Raw genomic sequence first — 17,838 nt, 5'->3', positions numbered from 1 at the left:
TTTGGCTCCCCCCTTATTCACCCGAACTCAACTTAATTGAAATCTTATGGAAGTTTATGAAATATGAATGGATAGAGATAGAGGCTTATCGGGACTGGAAAAGTTTAGTAAAGTATGTCAAAAATGTGCTAAAAAAAGTCGGAACCGAATATGTAATTAATTTTGCTTAAGCACTTAATATCCCAACCGCCTCAGTAGTATTTATGTATTGCTGCGAACTTTTGAGCCTGTAGAGCTTCTACACATCCAGAACAAACTATCTTCTGGTCTGCCTACAATAGGCTACAGACCTAGTTGCAAGTCCTTTCTTTGCCCTTCACCTCTATGATTTTTCCTCCCTGGTAAGCTTCTAGAACCCAATCTAACCAGCGATTCGTCTTACAACTAAGGCGGAGAGTTTGTTCGTGGATTCCCCCTCCCCTCGCCAACGCCGTGAAGATGTTGCGCTGGTGTTCAAATTTTAAGGATGGGAGAATTTCACGATGTCATTGGATAGTAAAAACAAAACGACCAGGACTGTCATTTTGTTAACGATGATCTTCCTGGTGATTGAATTATTAGACGAGCTGGTGGATGGAGTGCGGGGTGCTGCTTATCCGTTGATTCGGAATGATCTGCATCTTTCCTATGTGCAAGTGGGGCTGTTGCTGACGATACCCAACACGGTCAGCAGCCTGATAGAGCCAATTTTGGGAATCTGGGGAGATATTGGTCAACGACGGCAATTGATTTTGGGGGGAGGTGTTGGGTTTGCGATCGCATTACTCCTCATCTCTCTTAGCGATAACTTTTCGTGGTTATTAGTCGCCTTTGTGCTGTTTTATCCGGCATCTGGGGCCTTTGTCAGTCTTTCCCAGGCGACACTGATGGACATGGAACCGACGCGCCACGAACAAAACATGGCACGGTGGGCATTGGCGGGTTCGCTTGGCAATGTCCTTGGACCTTTGGCTTTAGCGGGTGCGATCGCATTCCATCAAAGTTGGCGGAGTGTGTTTTTACTATTGGCGGTACTGACGGTATTACTTGTAGGAATGTTGTGGCAGTATCCAATCGCAACTCCAAGTGCATCCGCTGATGTTGATCAACCCATGCACAGCTTCAAAGATGGCATCCGTTATGCTATCCAAAGCTTAAAACGAGGTAACGTGTTGCGTTGGTTAACGTTGTTGCAATTTTCCGATTTAATGCTGGATGTTTTGAGTGGCTTTTTAGCACTGTATTTCGTTGATGTCGTGGGTGTAAACAACACACAAGCGAGTTTCGCTCTCACAGCCTGGTTGGGGTTTGGCTTATTGGGAGATTTTCTCCTGATTCCCTTACTCGAACGAGTGCAAGGACTTGCTTATTTGAAGGTTAGCGCTATCCTTGTTTTGTGTCTTTATCCAGCTTTTTTGCTTGTACCCAATATCAATCTCAAGCTGGTCATTCTTTGCTTTCTGGGCCTCCTTAATTCCGGATGGTACTCTATTCTCCAGGGGCAATTGTACACAGCGATGCCGGGGCAGAGCGGAACCGTCATGACGCTCAACAACCTGGCAGGTTTTGTGGGGGGGTTAGCTCCGTTTGCACTGGGTTTGGTTGCTCAACAGTATGGTTTGCAGCCGACGATGTGGATATTACTTGCAGCACCCATTGCCTTACTAATTGCGCTTTTTTAAATCCTTTACCACTGGCAGGCGTTGCATCCATTTCGCACTCTTGCCACTGGTAAAGAATAGGATTGTACCAACGGGCGTGTATTTGCAATTTAGGGGATGTTCCCGTTACCCACAGCTCAACTGGTTAACACGATCGTTGATCGGGCGATCGCTATCCAAGAACTACAAGCTGCTCTCAAAATTATTGCCACCTTACAGCAGCAGTTTCACTAATAATTTTACAGTCAAAACTAGAGCTGATTGAGGGATTGATTCATCTAATCTAGTTTTAAAGACTAGATTACACAATCGGAAGCGTTACCACAAACTCTGTGCCTCGTCCCCATTCAGAATTGACTTCGAGCGTTCCTCCGTGCTTTTCAACAATAATTTGATGAGCAATCGTTAATCCTAAACCTGTTCCTTTTCCAACAGGTTTAGTCGTGAATAGATGGTCAAAAATGCGTTGCTTGATATCTTTCGTCATCCCCATGCCATTATCTGCAATTCGGACTGCAACCTGATGTTCATCTTTCATTTCGGTTTGAATAATAATATGGTTGGAATTTTCTTTAATCGCTTCATAGGTGTGACCCAAGTTCGCTTCTTCCACTGCGTCGATTGCATTTGCCAAAATATTCATAAATACCTGATTGAGTTGTCCTAAATAACACTCAACTTTAGGAATTTCACCATAATTTTTAATGATTTGAATTGCTGGACGATAATTCTGAGCTTTCAAACGATGTTGCAAAATCATCAAGGTACTCTCAAGTCCCTCATGGATGTCAACTGATACCTTGTAATCTACATCAGCACGGGAGAATGTTCTAAGGGATGTACTAATGTTGCGAATTCTATCGATTCCTGTATGCATAGATAAGAACATTTTTGGTAAATCTTCTAGAAGATATTCAAGATCAATCTCTTCCGCTTTTTGTTCAATTTCTATGCCAGGATTTGGAAACTTGGCTTGATAAAGACGTATATAATCAACCGCATCTTTAACAGCAAGACTCGCTTGCTCTAAATTGCCAGAAATACAACCAACTGGATTATTAATCTCATGAGCAATACCAGAAACTAACTGACCAATGGTAGACAGCTTTTCATTCTGAATTAACTGCAATTGCGTTTTTTTTAGTTCTTGTAACGTGCAGGTTAGTTCGGCTGTGCGTTTTTGAACAATTTCCTCAAGTTCTTGCTTTTGTTGTTCAAGTTCTAAGCTCAAACGGCGAATTTTTAAATGGGTTTGAATCCGAGCAAGTGCTTCTTCATGACGGAAGGGTTTTGTAATATAATCTACTGCTCCTAAATGTAATCCCTTCACTTTGTCTGTGGTATCTGTCAGGGCCGTCATAAAAATTACTGGAATGTTTTTTGTAGACGGATCGAGCTGCAATTTACGGCAGGTTTCAAACCCATCAATTCCTGGCATCTGGACATCTAGCAAAATCAAGTCTGGCGGATAGTTCTTAGCTTGCTCAATTCCACTAAAACCATCCATTTCTACCAAAACTTCATAGCCAGATGAACCCAAGGCGTTATATAATAATTCTAGATTAGTTGGATTATCATCAACCACTAAAACGATTTCGCGATCGGAATTAAATAACATTTTATAACTGCTCCTTTGTTGACTATTGGTTTATTCATGAAGATGAAATACGGGGCAATTAATCCACAGTTTCTAGAAGAAATTTGCGAATTTTGTGAATACTAAATTCTTTCACTAACAAACTTAATTTGTTGGCAAACGGCTGATAACTTTCATCTAGTTGGGCAAGTCGTTCCAGTTCTTGTTGGATGCCTTTGATTTGTCCTCGCTTGGCATATTCCAGTAGGCTCGACAGTTCAGATAGGGGTGGCACAGAGAGTTCGGTTGGGGTTGCGTTTGCGAAGGGCGTTGCGATCGCACGTTCAACAGGTTTTGCATCGGCATAGATCCAGTCCAGGTGCAGATGTTTTGCCAAGAGTCGATATAGTTCCTCGACTTGCACGGGTTTAGCCAGAAAATCGTTGCCGCCTGCTGCAAGGCTTTTACGGCGATCGGCATCATACACGCTTGCCGATGACACAAGGACTGGCAAATCTTTCAACGTTTCTGACTGGCGCAGCAGCACGAGCAAATCCCAACCATTCAGGGTAGGCATGATCAGGTCAGTAATGATTAAATCTGGTTGAACTTGATGCGCCTTCTCCAACCCTTCCCGTCCGTTGCTGGCTTCAATGACGGTGAATCCCAACGGTTGCAGCAAGTTAACCATGACCGAGCGATTTTCCCATCGATCGTCCACAATCAAAATGCTTTTGCGATCGCCCGAATAACCAGAAATTCGCCCCCTGGAAATGTTGCTTACTATTGAGTTCGTCGAGAAAGCACACTCGATCTCAAACTCAAAGGTACTACCGACCTTCGGTAAGCTCTTAACGTAGATGTCCCCTCCCATGAGTTCGACAATTTTTTTGGCGATCGCAAGTCCCAATCCCGTCCCCTCCGCTTGTCGCTTGGTATCGCCAACCTGCTCAAAGGGGAGGAAAATTTGCTCTAGTTGTTCGGGTAACATCCCAATACCCGTGTCTTCAACCGCAAAGCGAAGCTTCGCGAACGCTGGTTGCTGCGGATTTTCAGTCACCTCCACTCGGAATGTCACGCTACCGGCGTCGGTGAATTTAATCGCATTGCCCAAGAGGTTCAGCAACACTTGCCGCAAGCGTTTCTCGTCAGTTGCGATCGCTATGGGCAAATTATCGGGTGGCTGATAAATGAACTGAATGCCTTTTTGCTCGGCGCGAATGCGGCAAATTTCCTCGACTCCTTGCAGGAAGCCAGGTAGATGTAAATCGCTCAAATGCAGTTCCATCTTACGCGCTTCGATTTTAGAGAGATCGAGTACGTCTTCGATCAGCGTGAGTAAATGAGAGCCGCAGTTATAGATAATTTCGATGCCGTGTTGTTGCTGTTCGGTAAGATTGGGGGCGGCAGAAAGAACTTGAGCATACCCCAGGACACCATTGAGAGGGGTGCGTAGTTCGTGGCTCATGTTGGCAAGAAATTCACTTTTCGCTTGGTTGGCAACTTCGGCAGAATTTTTCGCCTCATTGAGTTCAGTCGTCCGTTCTTCAACTCGTTGCTCTAATTCATCATTCGCTTGCCGAAGTTTTCTTTCTGCCTTGCGGTTTTCATTCGTCACCGCAGAGATGACAAATGTGGTGATAGCAATGACACAAATAAACGATTGCAGCAGGATCAGCGATTCGTTGGGAGTGGCTTGTTTGGCGAACGAGCCGAAGCCGCGAACGGTTCCAAAAACTGCGATCGCTGACACAATTAGCACGAGTAGCGTTGATACCCGCGCTTCAAACCGAAATGCCGCCCAAATCAGGGGGGGGATTACCATGTATTCGATTGGGTATCCTCCCGAAAAGGCAATATGATCGAGCGCGATTACCCAGACCAATACAAATACAAATTCGAGAATTTGTTGCTTGTCAAATTTTCTGAAACGTTCAGATTTTTGCAACCATGCTAGTAATAGAGGTGTGACAACCAAAATTCCCGTGGTGTCTGATGCCAACCAGGTTCGACACACTTCTGCAAATGCTGTCCAGGGCGCAATCCCACTGGTGCAAAGCGTGACGGCAGCCAAGAGGGAACTAATCAGGGGGGTGGGGATAGTCAGGATGATAAATTTAAAAACATCTTGCGATCGCTCTAAAAAATTGTGGCGTTTGATATAACGATTAATTAAAAAAGTCCCGCTGAATGGAGTAATCAGGTTGACAGCGGGAATAATCAGACTGATTAAAAGATTGTTTGGGAAAAAAAGAATATGACTAACAATGAAATCACTCACAAATAAAATAGGCCAGACGCGATAGCCTAGTAGCAGCATCGCTGCCAAAAAGACACCGAGTGAAGGCCAAAATACGGAGGCACCATTTACAAAGGTCGTGGATAATCCTACGTATCCTAAATAGAGGTGAACAATCGGAATTACCAGCGCTGCTATCAAAAAAGTGCGATCGAGTTTAATTGGGAATTTCTGCGTTATCGCCATCGGCTGCATTTCCTGTCTCCGCGCACAGAGCATAAAAGCAGCAAACTTCTAGGAAGGCTGCTACCCTTATAGTTCCCAAATTGAATTTGAAGTTAACAGCGGGTGAGATTGAGTTGGTGCCCGTGCGATCGCAAGTTGATTGGCGTTATGTTACCAAAGTATGTCCATCTGAATATTGACCCCTGTAAGGTCTAGGGCTAATATATCCATAGTTTATTGTCTCAATCTCATGCTTCCACGGCAGCAATCTCTACACCACTCCACTAGCCAACTACTAGGGCTAGGGCTGCTGCTGCGCCTTGGGCGCAAATAATTTTTTACCACTTAAACCAAGTTTTTCCATTCCAAGCCTAAACCTCCTTGCCTACGCGGGCAAGTGCGGCATTGCCATTGATTCACCAATTTTTTTGGAGATTTTTATGCGAGTTCATACAGCACTTGAGATGTTACTGCGACTGTTGATGGGTTGTCAGGATTGGTCTGCGTCGCAACCTGGCAACTCCTTGTTTAACTCGATTGCGATCGCCACAGCATCTCACAAACACCAAAAATATAGGAAATATCGATCGTGTTGAAGCATCCCGGAACCAAATATCGTTCATTTGCGCCAATTAACTTACCAGACCGCACTTGGCCCTCGAAAACCATTACCCATCCTCCCATCTGGCTGAGTACCGATTTGCGCGATGGCAATCAGGCACTAATCGAGCCGATGCACGTTGAACGCAAGTTACGTCTGTTTAAGCTTTTAGTCGAGATCGGGTTTCAAGAAATCGAAGTTGCATTCCCCTCCGCTTCACAAACTGACTTTGATTTCGTCCGCCGCCTGATCGAGCAGCAATTAATACCCGATAACGTCACAATTCAGGTTTTAACCCCTGCCCGCGAACATCTAATTCGTCGTACCTTTGAAGCATTGCAAGGTGCAAAACGAGCGATCGTGCATCTTTACAACGCCACCTCTCCAGTCTTCCGCCGCACTGTCTTTAATCTCGATCGCGCGGGCACTATCGAGATGGCAACATCAGCAGCGCAACTGATGAACGAACTTGCCGCAGCGCAACCGGAGACTGATTGGTATTTCCAATATTCGCCGGAAACCTTTACCGCAACGGAACTGGATTTTGCTAAAGATATTTGCGATGCCGTTCTGGATGTTTGGCAACCCACACCGCAGCACAAAGCCATTATCAATTTGCCTGCAACTGTTGAAGTGGCAACGCCTAATGTATTCGCAGATCAAGTCGAGTGGATGCATCGTAACTTGGCGCGACGGGATAGCGTAATTTTGTGCGTCCATCCCCATAACGATCGCGGGTGCGGCGTTGCAGCAGCAGAACTGGCGCAGATGGCAGGTGCGGATCGAGTTGAAGGCTGTCTGTTTGGCAATGGCGAACGCACTGGAAATGTGGATCTGGTGACGCTGGCGCTGAACCTCTACACCCAAGGCATCCATCCCGGTTTGGATTTTTCTGATATAAACATGGTGGCGAGAACGGTGGAAGATTGCACGCAATTGCCAATTCATCCCCGCCATCCGTATGTTGGGGATTTGGTATTTACTGCCTTTTCTGGTTCTCACCAAGATGCGATCAAGAAAGGCTTGGCGGTACAGGAATCGGATGGAATCTGGGAAGTTCCGTATCTGCCACTCGATCCAACCGAAGTGGGACGCAGCTACGAATCTGTGATTCGGGTGAATAGCCAATCGGGTAAGGGTGGCATTACTTTCTTGCTAGAACGGGATTACAGCCTGGTATTGCCCCGCAGGTTGCAAATCGAGTTTAGCCAAGTGGTGCAAAAGGCAATGGATGCTTCCGGGCAGGAAATGTCTGCAACGGATCTGTGGAAGCTATTCGAGCAAGAGTATTTGCACGCAGTATCCCCGTTTAAGTACCTCTCTCACCACTTGTCGGAAACAGACGGCGATGAACAAGCGATCGCAGTATCGCTAGAGATGAACGGGAAACGCATCGCTCTAACCGGAAAAGGCAACGGCCCTATTGATGCATTCCTAAAGGCGCTAAATCTTGGCATTCGCATCGATCGTTATGACGAACACTCACTCAGTCAGGGAAGCAATGCGTCTGCGATCGCTTATGTTGAGGTGGCTGGCGATCGCTTCCCAGGTTCTTTCTATGGCGTTGGCATCCACTCCAATATCGTCACGGCATCGTTACTCGCTGTTCTGGGTGCGGTTAACCGTGCTTGGCAGCAAGTCGATCCAGAAACTCAAACCCAGATATTACAAGGCTGTGAGTCGGTTTGAACCTGATTCTTGAGTAAGAGCGATCGCCGATCCACTTCAATATATGTCAGAAGGTGTATAGCAAAATTATGTCTTTAGCAACATGATGTAAGTGTGAGGAGTGAAAGTTATAGCGAAAAGCCCTTGGAGTCGAAACACGGAAAGACGCCCTTGGGCTTTTTAGCGTTTTTTGGCTAAAACTTGCCCCGCACGGCTACGAATTACACATCGTATTATCGAAAACTGGGTATAAAGTCCCGCCCCGATCGGGCGGCTTTTTGTATGATGCTGTATGCGATCGCAATGATACGATGAAGGCGACTGCCTCCGGCAGGCTACGCGATCGCACTCTACTCGGATATGTATCGAACTTTCATCCCTGGCATTGCTCCACCTCCAGTACAATCTGAACCTGCGTGGTGGTTCGCCTTTGTCGGGAATCAGCTGTTGGTTCGACGGGAAGGGACACTCAGCACAATTCCCACCCTCATCAGTTTGGCAGAGATTGGCTTGGTGCCCGTGCGATCGCAATTTCTTGGCACCCTGGACGATAGACCTTGTTACTCGGCGGAACTAGGGAAAGATGCCGTGATAGCCGATGGCATGACTTTGCAAGGACTGCGCGAATTGTACGGCACCTTAGACGAAGACTTGTATGCGCTCAGCAGTCGTGCGATTCAGATTATGGAATGGGATCGCACCCATCAGTATTGCGGACAGTGTGCGGCTCCGACAACCCAATTACCCAACGAACGTGCCAAGCGTTGTCTTAAGTGTGGGTTAGTCAATTATCCTCGCCTCTCGCCTGCGGTGATTGTACTTATTTCTTGTGGTGAAGAGATATTGTTAGCTCGCGCTTCTCGGTTTCCCGCAGGAATGTACGGTTTGATCGCTGGATTTGTGGAACCGGGAGAATCACTTGAAGAAACAATTGTGCGTGAAGTCCGGGAGGAAGTTGGGATAGCAGTCAAGGATATTTGCTATTTTGGTTCGCAACCTTGGCCTTTTCCAAACTCGCTAATGATTGGATTCACCGCTACTTATGCCAGTGGCGACATTATCATCGACCCGCAAGAATTGGAGGATGCTGCTTGGTTTAGGAAAGACAGTCTACCGCTGATTCCGCCTAAACTGAGCATTGCCCGAAAACTTCTCGACTGGTTTGTTTCTACTGATTAAGCAATTCGAGTCTGTAATAAAAGAAGCGATCGCTCTCACTGTTAATCCTCTACATCCAGAGTGTGCGATCGCTATTGGCAAAAATCAAGACATTGAAATAAGTTCAACAATAATATCTTCAGGTGCTTACTTCTCCTGACTCAAACTCAACCTTGTCATATATATCTGCAAGCGTTATTTGGAATGAAAGGGAATTTAGAGATACTATTTCATTGGCATCGTCATACTCAGTAAATGTCCAGCGTTTTTGCGCGGTTTTGAAGTATTGCTCAATGTGCATCGTGTATTGGTCAATTAAGAGATATTCTTGAAAACTGGGAATGGTACGATATGCGGTAAATTTTGCGTCTTTGTCATAGCTTCTTGTGGAGGCTGACAACACTTCAGCAATCATTAACGGGTTAGTAATGGTGTCTCGCCGTCCTTCTTGTAATTGCAATTCACCCTGAACTACCATGACATCTGGATAAGTATAGATACGTTTTTTAGGAATCCAGAGCCGTTGGTCTGTAAAGAAAACGTCATAGGGCTGGCGCTTGAGCGCAAAATTTAACGCAGCATAGAAGTTGCCAGCAATTTTGTTGTGATTAGGGGTTCCGCCAGTCATCAGGGCAATTTCACCATTGATATATTCATGCCGTTCTTCTGAGTTAACCTCAAACTCAAGATATTCTTCATCTGTGTAAACTTTTTTATCTTCAGCTTGCATAATCATTGTTGCTAGGTTCACAAATTACACTATTTGGATAGGTCTTTTGGCTAAGTCGGTAAATAAATTATGACAAACTGAATGTTTGGTTATTGCCCCAGTTTCAATCTTGAGCGATCGCTCTGACTGTTCATCCTCTACATCCAGAGTGCGCGATCGCATTGAGCATGGTTCTAGGTCAAAGTAGCGATCGCATCCTGTGTCAGCATATCTAGTGGTAGTTGCATCATCTTGTTCTCCCTGTTCTGGGGATAAATGGGAGGCGATCGCTCTTACGTTAAGATGTGAGAAATCGGTAGCCAAAAGGGTTGTTATGAGCCAACTACAAGCGAAACTACCAACCGATACCTGGGTGAATGTAACTTGGGACGAATACCTTCTGGCAATTAGCGATCCTAGCTACGAAAAAGCTAGAGGCTACTACTATGACGGACGCATGAGGTTGGAGATGTCTGCGCTTGGTAATCCTCATTCCCGCGACCATTTCATTGTTATTGCTGCGATTGCTCTCTTCGCGGGTGTTCGAGACATTGACTTCGATGGTCATGACAACTGCACCTACCGCAAAAGGGACTGTGCAGAAGCGCAACCCGATGTTTCGTTTTATCTGGGTGCGAATGCGGAAATAGTGCCTTGGGAAGCAACTATCATCGACCTCGATACCTACCCACCACCTGACCTGGTGATCGAAGTTGCCTATTCAAGTCTTGCAGATGACAAAGGTGAGAAACGTCTACTCTACGAATCACTTGGAGTTCGCGAGTATTGGATTATTGATGTTCAAAATGCTCAAATAATTGCCTTTGAGATCCAGAATCGAGGTAGTCGCAGAATTTACCAGTCCCAGGTACTTCCAGGTTTGGACATGGCGCTACTAGAAGAAGCATTACGGCGTAGTCGGCAAATGAATCATGGTAAGGTAAGTGCCTGGTTATTGTCCCAGTTTCAAGGTTGAGAGCGATCGCACCAACGAATGTAGAGGATGAACGTGCGATCGCTTCCACGTCCCCACCCCTGATAAACTATGGAGCGATTTACTCAGATGGAATTTGAATGATTCTCATCATCCGCGATCGCGCTACAAAGGCGCAAATTGATGAAATGCTGGAGGCTCATCGTTTCTACATTAAACTAGCAGTAGATATCGAGCGTGGCATTCTTGCAGGTGGTGGGGAGCTTCATGCAGATTGCGAAGCAGTGTTGCTGGAAGATGGGAGTAGGCAGGAAAATATATGGGGAGCGAGTTGGAACCCATTGACGCAGGAAGTGTTCTATGAATCGCTGATTAATATCCGCCCTCGTCAAAATAATCGCTCAATGGAGATTCTTGACCCAGCAATTCGAGAGCAAGTTGCCCAAATTACTCAGGAGTTATTAGGAGGCGTATGAAAGATTGGACGGCAATGCGAGAGCGTTATTTGCGTGAATCTCTACCCAGTCGCTTAGGGGAACTCGCTGCAAATCTAGCTCGAATTCGGTCATTTTCTAATAATGACTTGAACCGCGATGCAGTTGCCCATTTGATAGAGGAAAGCAAGTTTTTTATCGAGTGGACAGCAATCGATGCTGGAATAGATATTGCAGCAGAGTTAGTTGAATTACAAGTGCAATTGGCTCGTTGGCAACTAAACTGGTCAAACATTTGGGCAGATGATGTACAACGAACGAAAGTTGCCCAACAAGCTAAAATTTGGTCAGACCGCGTGTTAGAGATGTCAGGGTTGCTATCTGCTCCAGTTACATCAGCGGCTCAAAGTAGCTAGAGTAATCAAAAACTAAAATCATGCTAGTTGTTAGCAGTCCGCAGCTTGAAGGTAAAGACTGATTGCATATCCTCTCGCATGAGCATAAGTTTATTGTTCAGCCGCACAGACAGATTTGGGGTATATTTCAGGAGCGATTCCTGGTCAACATCGTACACGAAAGTAGCCTGAACTTGTACCAAATAGTCGTAAGACACGGGTTTAACAGGGAGTGTAATGCCGCCAGATGGAAGGACATTTTACTTTGCTAGCGTCTCCTGTTAGTCTCTAAAAGTATTGTTTAATTTTATAAAATTCTTCTTTAAGTTGATTAACAACTACAAAAAAGATTATTCATTCCTGAGAATACTTTTGCATCTTCCACATAAATCTAAATTTTCGGATCTAGCTTCTTCAACAGTTTTAAAGAACCTAATTCCTTCACTATTTTCAGGTTTTTCAACACGAGGATAAAGCCTACAACCATTCGGAAGATGGTAACGAGGTCTCCCCCGTAAAGCCCTAACTGGATACTTTTTGTAAATTGGATCTTCAGTAATTACTGCGGTTGATTTTTCTATATACGAGTAAACCCAATTAATTAAACGCCACGCCTTGTATAGGGTTTTAATTTTTGGATTATTTGTCACTTTTTCATCCAATACTTCTAGCATTTCTTGTATAACCTCTCTTGAAGAAGGTTCCTGTTGAAGATATAAACCAACTAAATCATTAAATATTTTTTCAATTTTCTTTAATTCTCTTTCTCGTCTTACAGCTTTAAGAGTAAAAACCTCATAACATGAGTTCCAGATGGTTTGAAGCTGACTCAACCATCGATAATGTTTACTCTTGAGAGGCCGCAACCTATCAAGAATGACATCTCGTTGTTCATCTAATTCACTTAACTTCCAATCAATTAAGCTTTTGTCAGAAGGCTCAATGCCTGTTGAAAGTAATTTGATCGCTGCTATGAGTAGCCAGTATCCAGAATCAAGCCTATTTAGTTCTCTAGCTTCTCCCCTATTGCCTGTTGCAATAACTGATTTAGAAGTAGGAATATTACTAAGCTGTGTTTTAATTCCTTGCCAAACATCGTTCAGGGATTGATCAAGTGCCTTGTCTAGTGTCCATTTATGCACCTTAAAACCACTGAACAGATAGCTTATTAAAGATTCACTAAGCCATAAGGGAAAAGCATGATTTGCAGCAAATCCAAGGAAAAACCAAGCAATTAACGCTATGAATAAGAATAATAAAGTTGTTACATAATTACATAACTTTCTCCCAAAAGATTTAAACCTCAAGTGTTCAGGGATTTCTGTACTCGGTGGTTCGGCGCTGGGAGTAAGATGGACATGCAGTTTTTCAACGAAAGTACTGGTTTTCCCCTGCTATATAACCTTGATTTTGTGGAGCATTAATATTTGCTCCGAAACCACTAGAGACTTGGTTAACCATCCCACTATTTTGAGTTTCTTCTATTTGAATGAGCTTACTGACTAGACTCTCTAATTCTTCTCGAAAAACAATATTGTTTGGAGCTTCTCGTATAATTGCTGCTTTTAGTGATTCCGGATTTTGTGTAGCCTCCTGAACTTCTTTCCTAGCAGCAAAGTATGTATATATAACACCTACTAATTTTTGAAGGTAATCTTTTGAATCAGCTCCCAGCTTTTGCAAGGCACCTCCTGTAACTTGCAATATAAAGTACTCCACAGATTTAGCTGCTAAAGTTTCTAAAAGCATAATTATCATAGGTAGATGTTTTAGGTCTCAGATAGAATAAATGAGCGAAAATCATAGATTTGAGCGTGTAGAATCTAAACAAAAAATAATTTGTATAGTTCTTATCAGCTTGATTTTTATGACATCAGAGCTTTTTGTACTAAAATCCTATGTTAGTTTTAACACAACTATTGTATGGACAGCAATACAAAGCTAGGTAGAATGCATGATTAATCCACTTAGCAAATTCGCTGGTGATGAAAAAAGACTCAACTTGGATGAAGCGATGATCGCCTCCACTATGCTACGTGATCGCAAACCCGAACAAACAGAGAGATCGCATCCTTGCTAAGTTTTCGCTGCACATAGAAGCGCGATCGCTACCTGGTCATACTTTGAGTTTAAGCCGTTGCGGCAGTTTGCTCTTCAGGCAGAAATGCAAGAACGATTCGCTCTTTTGGAATGCCTGCGGCGATTAAGTCTTTGGTGATTCCCTGTTCCATCCCGTCATATTCCACCCAAACCTTGCCCTCACTCAGAGTCACATAAATCAAATTTCCCCTAACTCGTCGTCCTCTATCCCAACCCACCTGCATCAGCGCATAGCGGTTTTGCGTGTCGTCAAATACCGTGTCGAGCCGAATATCACCGTGAGAAGGCTTAAACTGAGCATATCGTTGAATTACTTGCTTTACAATGTCCCGTTCTTGAGTGGTGGTATCCATTGCTTCACCTCTTGCACCGCTATATTTACAATAAGCAATTTCATCGGTAACTCACTCCTCACCAACTCTCCAATCGGTTCGCTGAAAATCCCGTCGAAGGTTGTGTCTGCAATAGCAAGATATAATTCACGATCTGGATCGACCTGTTCAAGTAGAAGTCGATAAAGAACGTATTGACCAATCGCTTGCTCCAAATCAGCAATTGCCGAATTGCCTCGAAATTCCTTGATTTCAACTGCAATTCGACTACTACCGCGTCTCGCACCAATAAATCGCCCTACAATACCGCTGACGGCATCTAATTTGGCTGCTAAGTCAATAAACAGAAATCTCTCACCATAAGATATGACATAGGGATCGTCCGTGATTTCCCAACCCTCTTTGATGAGAGCTTGCCTGATAATGTTATGGATCGCATCTCGTTGAGGCATGACTTAATCGGTCATAAGCCGCATGACTAGCCTATAGTACGCTATGCGAACTGACTTGTCAGCGCAACGCGATCGCATTCTTTCTAAATTTTGACTGCACGTAGAAGCGCGATCGCATCCTCAAACAAATGCAAGCGATCGCTCTTCGTGGAAGATTTCCTGTCTTATCTTACGCTCACCTGACGCTTGAATACCGTCTCACTTAACCAACCACTATTCGGGTATTGGTGGATTACTTCAACTTGGTACTTGCCAGGGGTAAGCTTGTTAAGATTAGCTTCATAGCGGAAATTGCCGACCATGAGGATACATCCACCAGTCTCACGTGGACGGATGGTAACGCGCACTGTTACTTTCTTGCCTTTGCGTTCCGCCGCACCGCTGAGCTTCTGGCAAGGAGTTGAGGCAGATAGGTCTGTACGAACCGTAATATTTCCCGCACCACCTTTTGCACTCACCAAAGGACGTTCTAACACTTGTCCAGGCGTACCCGGCTGAACGATGAAACGAAACCAGTCAGCTTGAGAAGGCGTGTTCGTTGAGGATACATTCAAGGGATTGGACGCCAAAAAAGAAGCGAATACACTGGCGAGTAGCAGAGTCTTCATGGTCGGTTGCTATTAATAAAAGGAAAAAAGATTGGAGCGTGCGATGCTTTAACCTTTATGACACTCAGCATGACTTCTCAGTTCCCTTCAACAGCGATCGCATTCATCACCCGCACTTGCGATCGCAACCTCAAACAAACTTGCGCGAACTGACTTGTCAGCGCAACGCGATCGCTCTTGGTGGAAGATTTCCTGTCTTATCTTACGCTCACCTTACGCTTGAATACTGTTCCACTTGGCCAACCATTATTCACATAATCGTGGATTACTTCAACCTGGTACTTGCCAGGGGTAAGCTTGTTAAGAGTAGCTTCATAGCGAAAATTGCCGATTGTAGCGATACATCCACCCTCAGGTTGACGGATGGTAACGCGCACTGTTACTTTCTTTCCTTTGCGTTCCGCCGCACCGCTGAGCTTCTGGCAAGGATCTGATGCAGATAGGTCTGTACGAATTACAATACTACCCGCGCCACCTTTTGCACTCACCAAAGGACGTTCTAACGCTTGCCCTGACGTACGTGGTTGAACAATGAAACGAAACCAGTCGGCTTGAGAAGGCGTGTTCGTTGAGGACACATTCAAGGGATTGGACGCCAAAAAAGAAGCGAATACACTGGCGAGTAGCAGAGTCTTCATGGTCAAATTGCTATTAATAAAAGGAAAAAAGATTGGACCGTGCCATGCTTTAACCTGTATGACACTCAGCATGACTTCTCAGTTCCCTTCAACAGCGATCGCCTCCATCACCCGCACTTGCGATCGCAACCTACAAATAAACTTGCGCGAACTGACTTGTCAGCGCAACGCGATCGCTCCATCACGGTGCCATCAATTTCATGCAACCATACCAAATAGATTTCGAGTAGTTGAGCCGCATGAAATACAACTGGATCAAAATTCTGCGCTGGTTTGCGATTGGAGTTCTCATTACTTTAGCAATCTGGCTGCTCAACAAATATGGGATTGAGCAAGTTCGAGAACAGGTGGAGCAGTTTGGCATCTGGGCACCCGCGATCGTATTTGGGCTGCGCTTTACCAGTATCATCGTGCCAGTGCTTCCAGGTACTGCTTACGCGATTTTAGCAGGAGGTCTTTTTGGGTTCGCTCAAGGATTGCTAGTCGTTGCGTTGGCAGATTTAGCCTCCTGTACGTTCAATTTCTATATTGCTCGTCGTTACGGACGAGGTTTAGTAGAGCGATTTGTCGGTCAGCAATTTATGGAAAAAGTCGATCGCCTCGCTCAACAACATTTAGAAGGCAACTTTTTCCTGATGACGGGTCTTTTGATGACCGGACTGTTTGATTTTGTCGCTTATGCTGCCGGAATGACCAGAATGAGTTGGCAAAGCTATTTCTTAGCCCTTATCGTCAGCATTCTGATTGCCAAACCGCTTTGGGTCGCTGCTGGTGCTGGAATCTTTGAAGGCAGTCAGTTACTCTTAGGGTTTGCGATCCTCGGAGCATTCGGCATCGGCATCGTCACCGCTGTTGTCCAACGCCAGTCGAAGCAATGACGATCGGCTAGGTGCTGAATGGCAGCGATCTGATAAAAGCGATCGCAACCTCATACAAACAGAGCGAACTAACAACTCAGCGCTAAGCTAACGCCTCGCTTCGCTGTTTTCATGCCCAAAAGGCTGTACGCGATCGCATCTTTGCTAAATTTTGGCTGCACGTAGAAGCGCGATCGCCTGTCGTTATAGTTTGAGTTTAGGCAGTTGCGGTAATCTTGCTCCAACTATAATTGGACAAAAGGCTCTCAGGTAAAGACATGACTACAGTCGCTATCTTGCCAGTATCTGATGCCAATGGCGAGAGGCTTTATCGAGCGATTGCGCTTAGCGCACGCTACGCGAACGCAGGTGATAAGCAATCAACAGGTAAAACCGCAGGTGAAGCGCTCGATGCGTTAACTGCTCAGTTAGAAGGTAGCGAATTGGGTACATTACTGGTTATCCAGAGTTTTCGTCCTGACTGGTTTTTTAGTGCTGGGGAGCAACAGCGTTTATCTGAGTTGATGAGTTTGTGGCGAACAGCACGCGATGAAGGGCAAACACTCCCTCCAGAACAACAAGCAGAGTTAGATAGACTGGTTGAGGCTGAATTGAAAGCAGCCACAGCCCGAACAGCAGCTTTGGTGCAACAACTGAGTCAATGAACCCTTTCTATACTCTAGTCGCTGACCGCGCTGCTCATTGATGTGAATATTGTCATGCTCCAGAGCTGGTTTTCAACTTCCCGTTTGAAGTCGAACATATTGTCCCTCTTTACCGAGGCGGCGCTGATGCCGAATTTAATCTCGCTCTTGCTTGTCGCTGCTGCAATCTTCGGAAAGGAACTCGCATTAGTGGAATCGATCCTGAATCCGGCACGGAAGTTCGTCTGTTTAATCCAAGGCAAGACCAATGGGACGACCATTTCCAAGTAGACAGCGATTCTGGAACGCTTGTGGGAAAAACACCCATTGGAAGAGTAACAATTGCTTATTTAGAGATGAATAGCCAAGCACAAGTAACGGCGCGGCAGCTATGGATTCGTCTAAGTTTATTTCCTTAACACTACCTATATCGTCATGGGCGATAAGCCGAATGACTAGCTTATCGTAAGCTATGCAAACTGACAAGTCAGGGCAACGCGATCGCATATTAACCCTAGGGCGTGTCATCAATTCAACCAGATGACCGTAGCAGCGAGGTGAATCGCACCGAGAAAGTTAACCGCACGCTTGTCGTAGCGCGTTGCAATCGCTCGATACTGCTTGAGTT

Annotated in this window: 21 protein-coding genes and 3 pseudogenes; 11 read left to right on the top strand and 13 right to left on the bottom strand. The window is 45.1% G+C overall.

The genetic code is table 11. The features are described from left to right. Nucleotides 1-170 (top strand): transposase (locus tag H6F52_RS00200; protein WP_190531097.1); only part of this gene is annotated, 170 nt, incomplete at its 5' end. A gap of 312 nt (nt 171-482) precedes the next feature. Then, entirely contained in the window at nt 483-1,661 is a 1,179-nt protein-coding gene (locus H6F52_RS00195) for an MFS transporter (protein WP_190531095.1), read from the top strand. Nucleotides 1,662-1,941: 280 nt separating this feature from the next. On the opposite strand, the gene H6F52_RS00190 is transcribed toward H6F52_RS00195, so the two are convergent. Together H6F52_RS00190 and H6F52_RS00185 are read right to left on the bottom strand one after the other, a co-directional pair. Next, nucleotides 1,942-3,258 (bottom strand): response regulator, encoded by a 1,317-nt coding sequence (locus H6F52_RS00190; protein ID WP_190531093.1) that lies wholly within the window; start codon nt 3,256-3,258, stop codon nt 1,942-1,944. 58 nt (nt 3,259-3,316) lie between these two features. Then, complete coding sequence (locus tag H6F52_RS00185; protein WP_242033800.1) at nt 3,317-5,701, bottom strand: MASE1 domain-containing protein; 2,385 nt, start codon at nt 5,699-5,701, stop codon at nt 3,317-3,319. A gap of 568 nt (nt 5,702-6,269) precedes the next feature. Between H6F52_RS00185 and leuA the strand changes: the two genes are divergently transcribed. Together leuA and nudC are read left to right on the top strand one after the other, a co-directional pair. Further along, a complete protein-coding gene (leuA, locus tag H6F52_RS00180) occupies nt 6,270-7,970 on the top strand; it encodes a 2-isopropylmalate synthase (RefSeq protein WP_190433047.1) in 1,701 nt (566 codons plus the stop codon). A gap of 339 nt (nt 7,971-8,309) precedes the next feature. Next, nucleotides 8,310-9,128: an NAD(+) diphosphatase gene (gene nudC / locus H6F52_RS00175; protein ID WP_190531091.1), complete on the top strand. Its 819-nt coding sequence runs from the start codon at nt 8,310-8,312 to the stop codon at nt 9,126-9,128. Nucleotides 9,129-9,246: 118 nt separating this feature from the next. On the opposite strand, the gene H6F52_RS00170 is transcribed toward nudC, so the two are convergent. Next, a complete protein-coding gene (locus tag H6F52_RS00170) occupies nt 9,247-9,843 on the bottom strand; it encodes a Uma2 family endonuclease (protein ID WP_190531099.1) in 597 nt (198 codons plus the stop codon). 18 nt (nt 9,844-9,861) lie between these two features. Continuing rightward, a complete protein-coding gene (locus tag H6F52_RS00165; RefSeq protein ID WP_190531089.1) occupies nt 9,862-10,140 on the bottom strand; it encodes a hypothetical protein in 279 nt (92 codons plus the stop codon). A 10-nt stretch (nt 10,141-10,150) separates the two neighbouring features. On the opposite strand from H6F52_RS00165, the gene H6F52_RS00160 reads away from it, so the two are divergent. The 3 genes from H6F52_RS00160 to H6F52_RS00150 all read left to right on the top strand — a co-directional run bounded on the left by H6F52_RS00160 (nt 10,151) and on the right by H6F52_RS00150 (nt 11,600). Continuing rightward, nucleotides 10,151-10,792, top strand: a complete 642-nt coding sequence (locus H6F52_RS00160; RefSeq protein ID WP_190531088.1) for a Uma2 family endonuclease — start codon at nt 10,151-10,153, stop codon at nt 10,790-10,792. A gap of 98 nt (nt 10,793-10,890) precedes the next feature. After that, complete coding sequence (locus tag H6F52_RS00155; protein ID WP_190531087.1) at nt 10,891-11,226, top strand: DUF5674 family protein; 336 nt, start codon at nt 10,891-10,893, stop codon at nt 11,224-11,226. Continuing rightward, nucleotides 11,223-11,600, top strand: coding sequence for a hypothetical protein (locus tag H6F52_RS00150; RefSeq protein WP_190531086.1), 378 nt, complete (start codon nt 11,223-11,225; stop codon nt 11,598-11,600). Before H6F52_RS00155 ends, H6F52_RS00150 begins: the two co-directional genes overlap by 4 nt. Nucleotides 11,601-11,626: 26 nt before the next feature. Here the strand turns inward: H6F52_RS00150 and H6F52_RS25915 are convergent. The 7 genes and pseudogenes from H6F52_RS25915 to H6F52_RS00120 all read right to left on the bottom strand — a co-directional run. Next, a pseudogene (locus tag H6F52_RS25915) lies at nt 11,627-11,797 on the bottom strand (threonine ammonia-lyase, biosynthetic); the annotation flags it as partial. Nucleotides 11,798-11,929: 132 nt separating this feature from the next. After that, the gene (locus tag H6F52_RS00145) at nt 11,930-12,886 is read right to left on the bottom strand and encodes a hypothetical protein (protein ID WP_190531085.1); all 957 of its coding nucleotides are present in this window, start codon (nt 12,884-12,886) and stop codon (nt 11,930-11,932) included. A gap of 61 nt (nt 12,887-12,947) precedes the next feature. Continuing rightward, on the bottom strand, nt 12,948-13,328 hold the full coding sequence (locus H6F52_RS00140; protein ID WP_190531083.1) for a hypothetical protein: 381 nt from the start codon (nt 13,326-13,328) through the stop codon (nt 12,948-12,950). 380 nt (nt 13,329-13,708) lie between these two features. Then, nucleotides 13,709-14,032, bottom strand: a complete 324-nt coding sequence (locus tag H6F52_RS00135) for a XisI protein (RefSeq protein WP_190531081.1) — start codon at nt 14,030-14,032, stop codon at nt 13,709-13,711. Beyond that, nucleotides 13,999-14,463 carry a XisH family protein gene (locus H6F52_RS00130; protein ID WP_190531079.1) on the bottom strand — a complete coding sequence of 155 codons (465 nt, stop codon included), beginning with the start codon at nt 14,461-14,463 and terminating at the stop codon, nt 13,999-14,001. Before H6F52_RS00130 ends, H6F52_RS00135 begins: the two co-directional genes overlap by 34 nt. Nucleotides 14,464-14,627: 164 nt before the next feature. Then, nucleotides 14,628-15,071 carry a hypothetical protein gene (locus H6F52_RS00125; protein WP_190531077.1) on the bottom strand — a complete coding sequence of 148 codons (444 nt, stop codon included), beginning with the start codon at nt 15,069-15,071 and terminating at the stop codon, nt 14,628-14,630. Between the two features lie 197 nt (nt 15,072-15,268). Further along, complete coding sequence (locus tag H6F52_RS00120) at nt 15,269-15,709, bottom strand: hypothetical protein (protein WP_190531076.1); 441 nt, start codon at nt 15,707-15,709, stop codon at nt 15,269-15,271. A gap of 39 nt (nt 15,710-15,748) precedes the next feature. Between H6F52_RS00120 and H6F52_RS00115 the strand changes: the two genes are divergently transcribed. Both H6F52_RS00115 and H6F52_RS00110 read left to right on the top strand, forming a co-directional pair. Continuing rightward, nucleotides 15,749-15,928: a hypothetical protein gene (locus H6F52_RS00115; RefSeq protein ID WP_190531074.1), complete on the top strand. Its 180-nt coding sequence runs from the start codon at nt 15,749-15,751 to the stop codon at nt 15,926-15,928. A 20-nt stretch (nt 15,929-15,948) separates the two neighbouring features. Further along, entirely contained in the window at nt 15,949-16,587 is a 639-nt protein-coding gene (locus H6F52_RS00110; RefSeq protein ID WP_190531072.1) for a VTT domain-containing protein, read from the top strand. Nucleotides 16,588-16,655: 68 nt separating this feature from the next. Here H6F52_RS00110 and H6F52_RS00105 read toward each other — a convergent pair whose 3' ends face one another. After that, a complete protein-coding gene (locus H6F52_RS00105; protein WP_190531070.1) occupies nt 16,656-16,811 on the bottom strand; it encodes a hypothetical protein in 156 nt (51 codons plus the stop codon). A 33-nt stretch (nt 16,812-16,844) separates the two neighbouring features. Here H6F52_RS00105 and H6F52_RS00100 point away from each other — a divergent pair, with 33 nt between their 5' ends. Beyond that, nucleotides 16,845-17,231 (top strand): hypothetical protein, encoded by a 387-nt coding sequence (locus H6F52_RS00100; protein WP_190531068.1) that lies wholly within the window; start codon nt 16,845-16,847, stop codon nt 17,229-17,231. A gap of 53 nt (nt 17,232-17,284) precedes the next feature. Continuing rightward, nucleotides 17,285-17,629, top strand: a pseudogene (locus H6F52_RS26285) (HNH endonuclease signature motif containing protein); the annotation flags it as partial. 108 nt (nt 17,630-17,737) lie between these two features. Here H6F52_RS26285 and H6F52_RS00090 read toward each other — a convergent pair. Continuing rightward, nucleotides 17,738-17,838: pseudogene (locus H6F52_RS00090) on the bottom strand (IS5/IS1182 family transposase); the annotation flags it as partial.

The sequence above is a fragment of the Coleofasciculus sp. FACHB-542 genome (assembly GCF_014695825.1).
Lineage (GTDB): Bacteria > Cyanobacteriota > Cyanobacteriia > Cyanobacteriales > FACHB-T130 > FACHB-T130.
The sequence above is the reverse complement of the archived record's forward strand: the minus strand, read 5'-3'. Positions and strand labels throughout refer to the sequence as shown.

Bases quoted from the DNA above. Each gene is read 5' to 3' on its own strand.
- H6F52_RS00190 (WP_190531093.1), bottom strand. From the start codon at position 3,258: ATGTTATTTAATTCCGATCGCGAAATCGTTTTAGTGGTTGATGATAAT.
- nudC (WP_190531091.1), top strand. From the start codon at position 8,310: ATGTATCGAACTTTCATCCCTGGCATTGCTCCACCTCCAGTACAATCT.
- H6F52_RS00155 (WP_190531087.1), top strand. From the start codon at position 10,891: ATGATTCTCATCATCCGCGATCGCGCTACAAAGGCGCAAATTGATGAA.
- H6F52_RS00150 (WP_190531086.1), top strand. From the start codon at position 11,223: ATGAAAGATTGGACGGCAATGCGAGAGCGTTATTTGCGTGAATCTCTA.
- H6F52_RS00130 (WP_190531079.1), bottom strand. From the start codon at position 14,463: ATGCCTCAACGAGATGCGATCCATAACATTATCAGGCAAGCTCTCATC.
- H6F52_RS00195 (WP_190531095.1), top strand. From the start codon at position 483: ATGTCATTGGATAGTAAAAACAAAACGACCAGGACTGTCATTTTGTTA.
- H6F52_RS00110 (WP_190531072.1), top strand. From the start codon at position 15,949: ATGAAATACAACTGGATCAAAATTCTGCGCTGGTTTGCGATTGGAGTT.
- H6F52_RS00125 (WP_190531077.1), bottom strand. From the start codon at position 15,071: ATGAAGACTCTGCTACTCGCCAGTGTATTCGCTTCTTTTTTGGCGTCC.
- H6F52_RS00185 (WP_242033800.1), bottom strand. From the start codon at position 5,701: ATGGCGATAACGCAGAAATTCCCAATTAAACTCGATCGCACTTTTTTG.
- H6F52_RS00160 (WP_190531088.1), top strand. From the start codon at position 10,151: ATGAGCCAACTACAAGCGAAACTACCAACCGATACCTGGGTGAATGTA.
- H6F52_RS00120 (WP_190531076.1), bottom strand. From the start codon at position 15,709: ATGAAGACTCTGCTACTCGCCAGTGTATTCGCTTCTTTTTTGGCGTCC.
- H6F52_RS00100 (WP_190531068.1), top strand. From the start codon at position 16,845: ATGACTACAGTCGCTATCTTGCCAGTATCTGATGCCAATGGCGAGAGG.
- H6F52_RS00170 (WP_190531099.1), bottom strand. From the start codon at position 9,843: ATGATTATGCAAGCTGAAGATAAAAAAGTTTACACAGATGAAGAATAT.
- H6F52_RS00140 (WP_190531083.1), bottom strand. From the start codon at position 13,328: ATGCTTTTAGAAACTTTAGCAGCTAAATCTGTGGAGTACTTTATATTG.
- H6F52_RS00135 (WP_190531081.1), bottom strand. From the start codon at position 14,032: ATGGATACCACCACTCAAGAACGGGACATTGTAAAGCAAGTAATTCAA.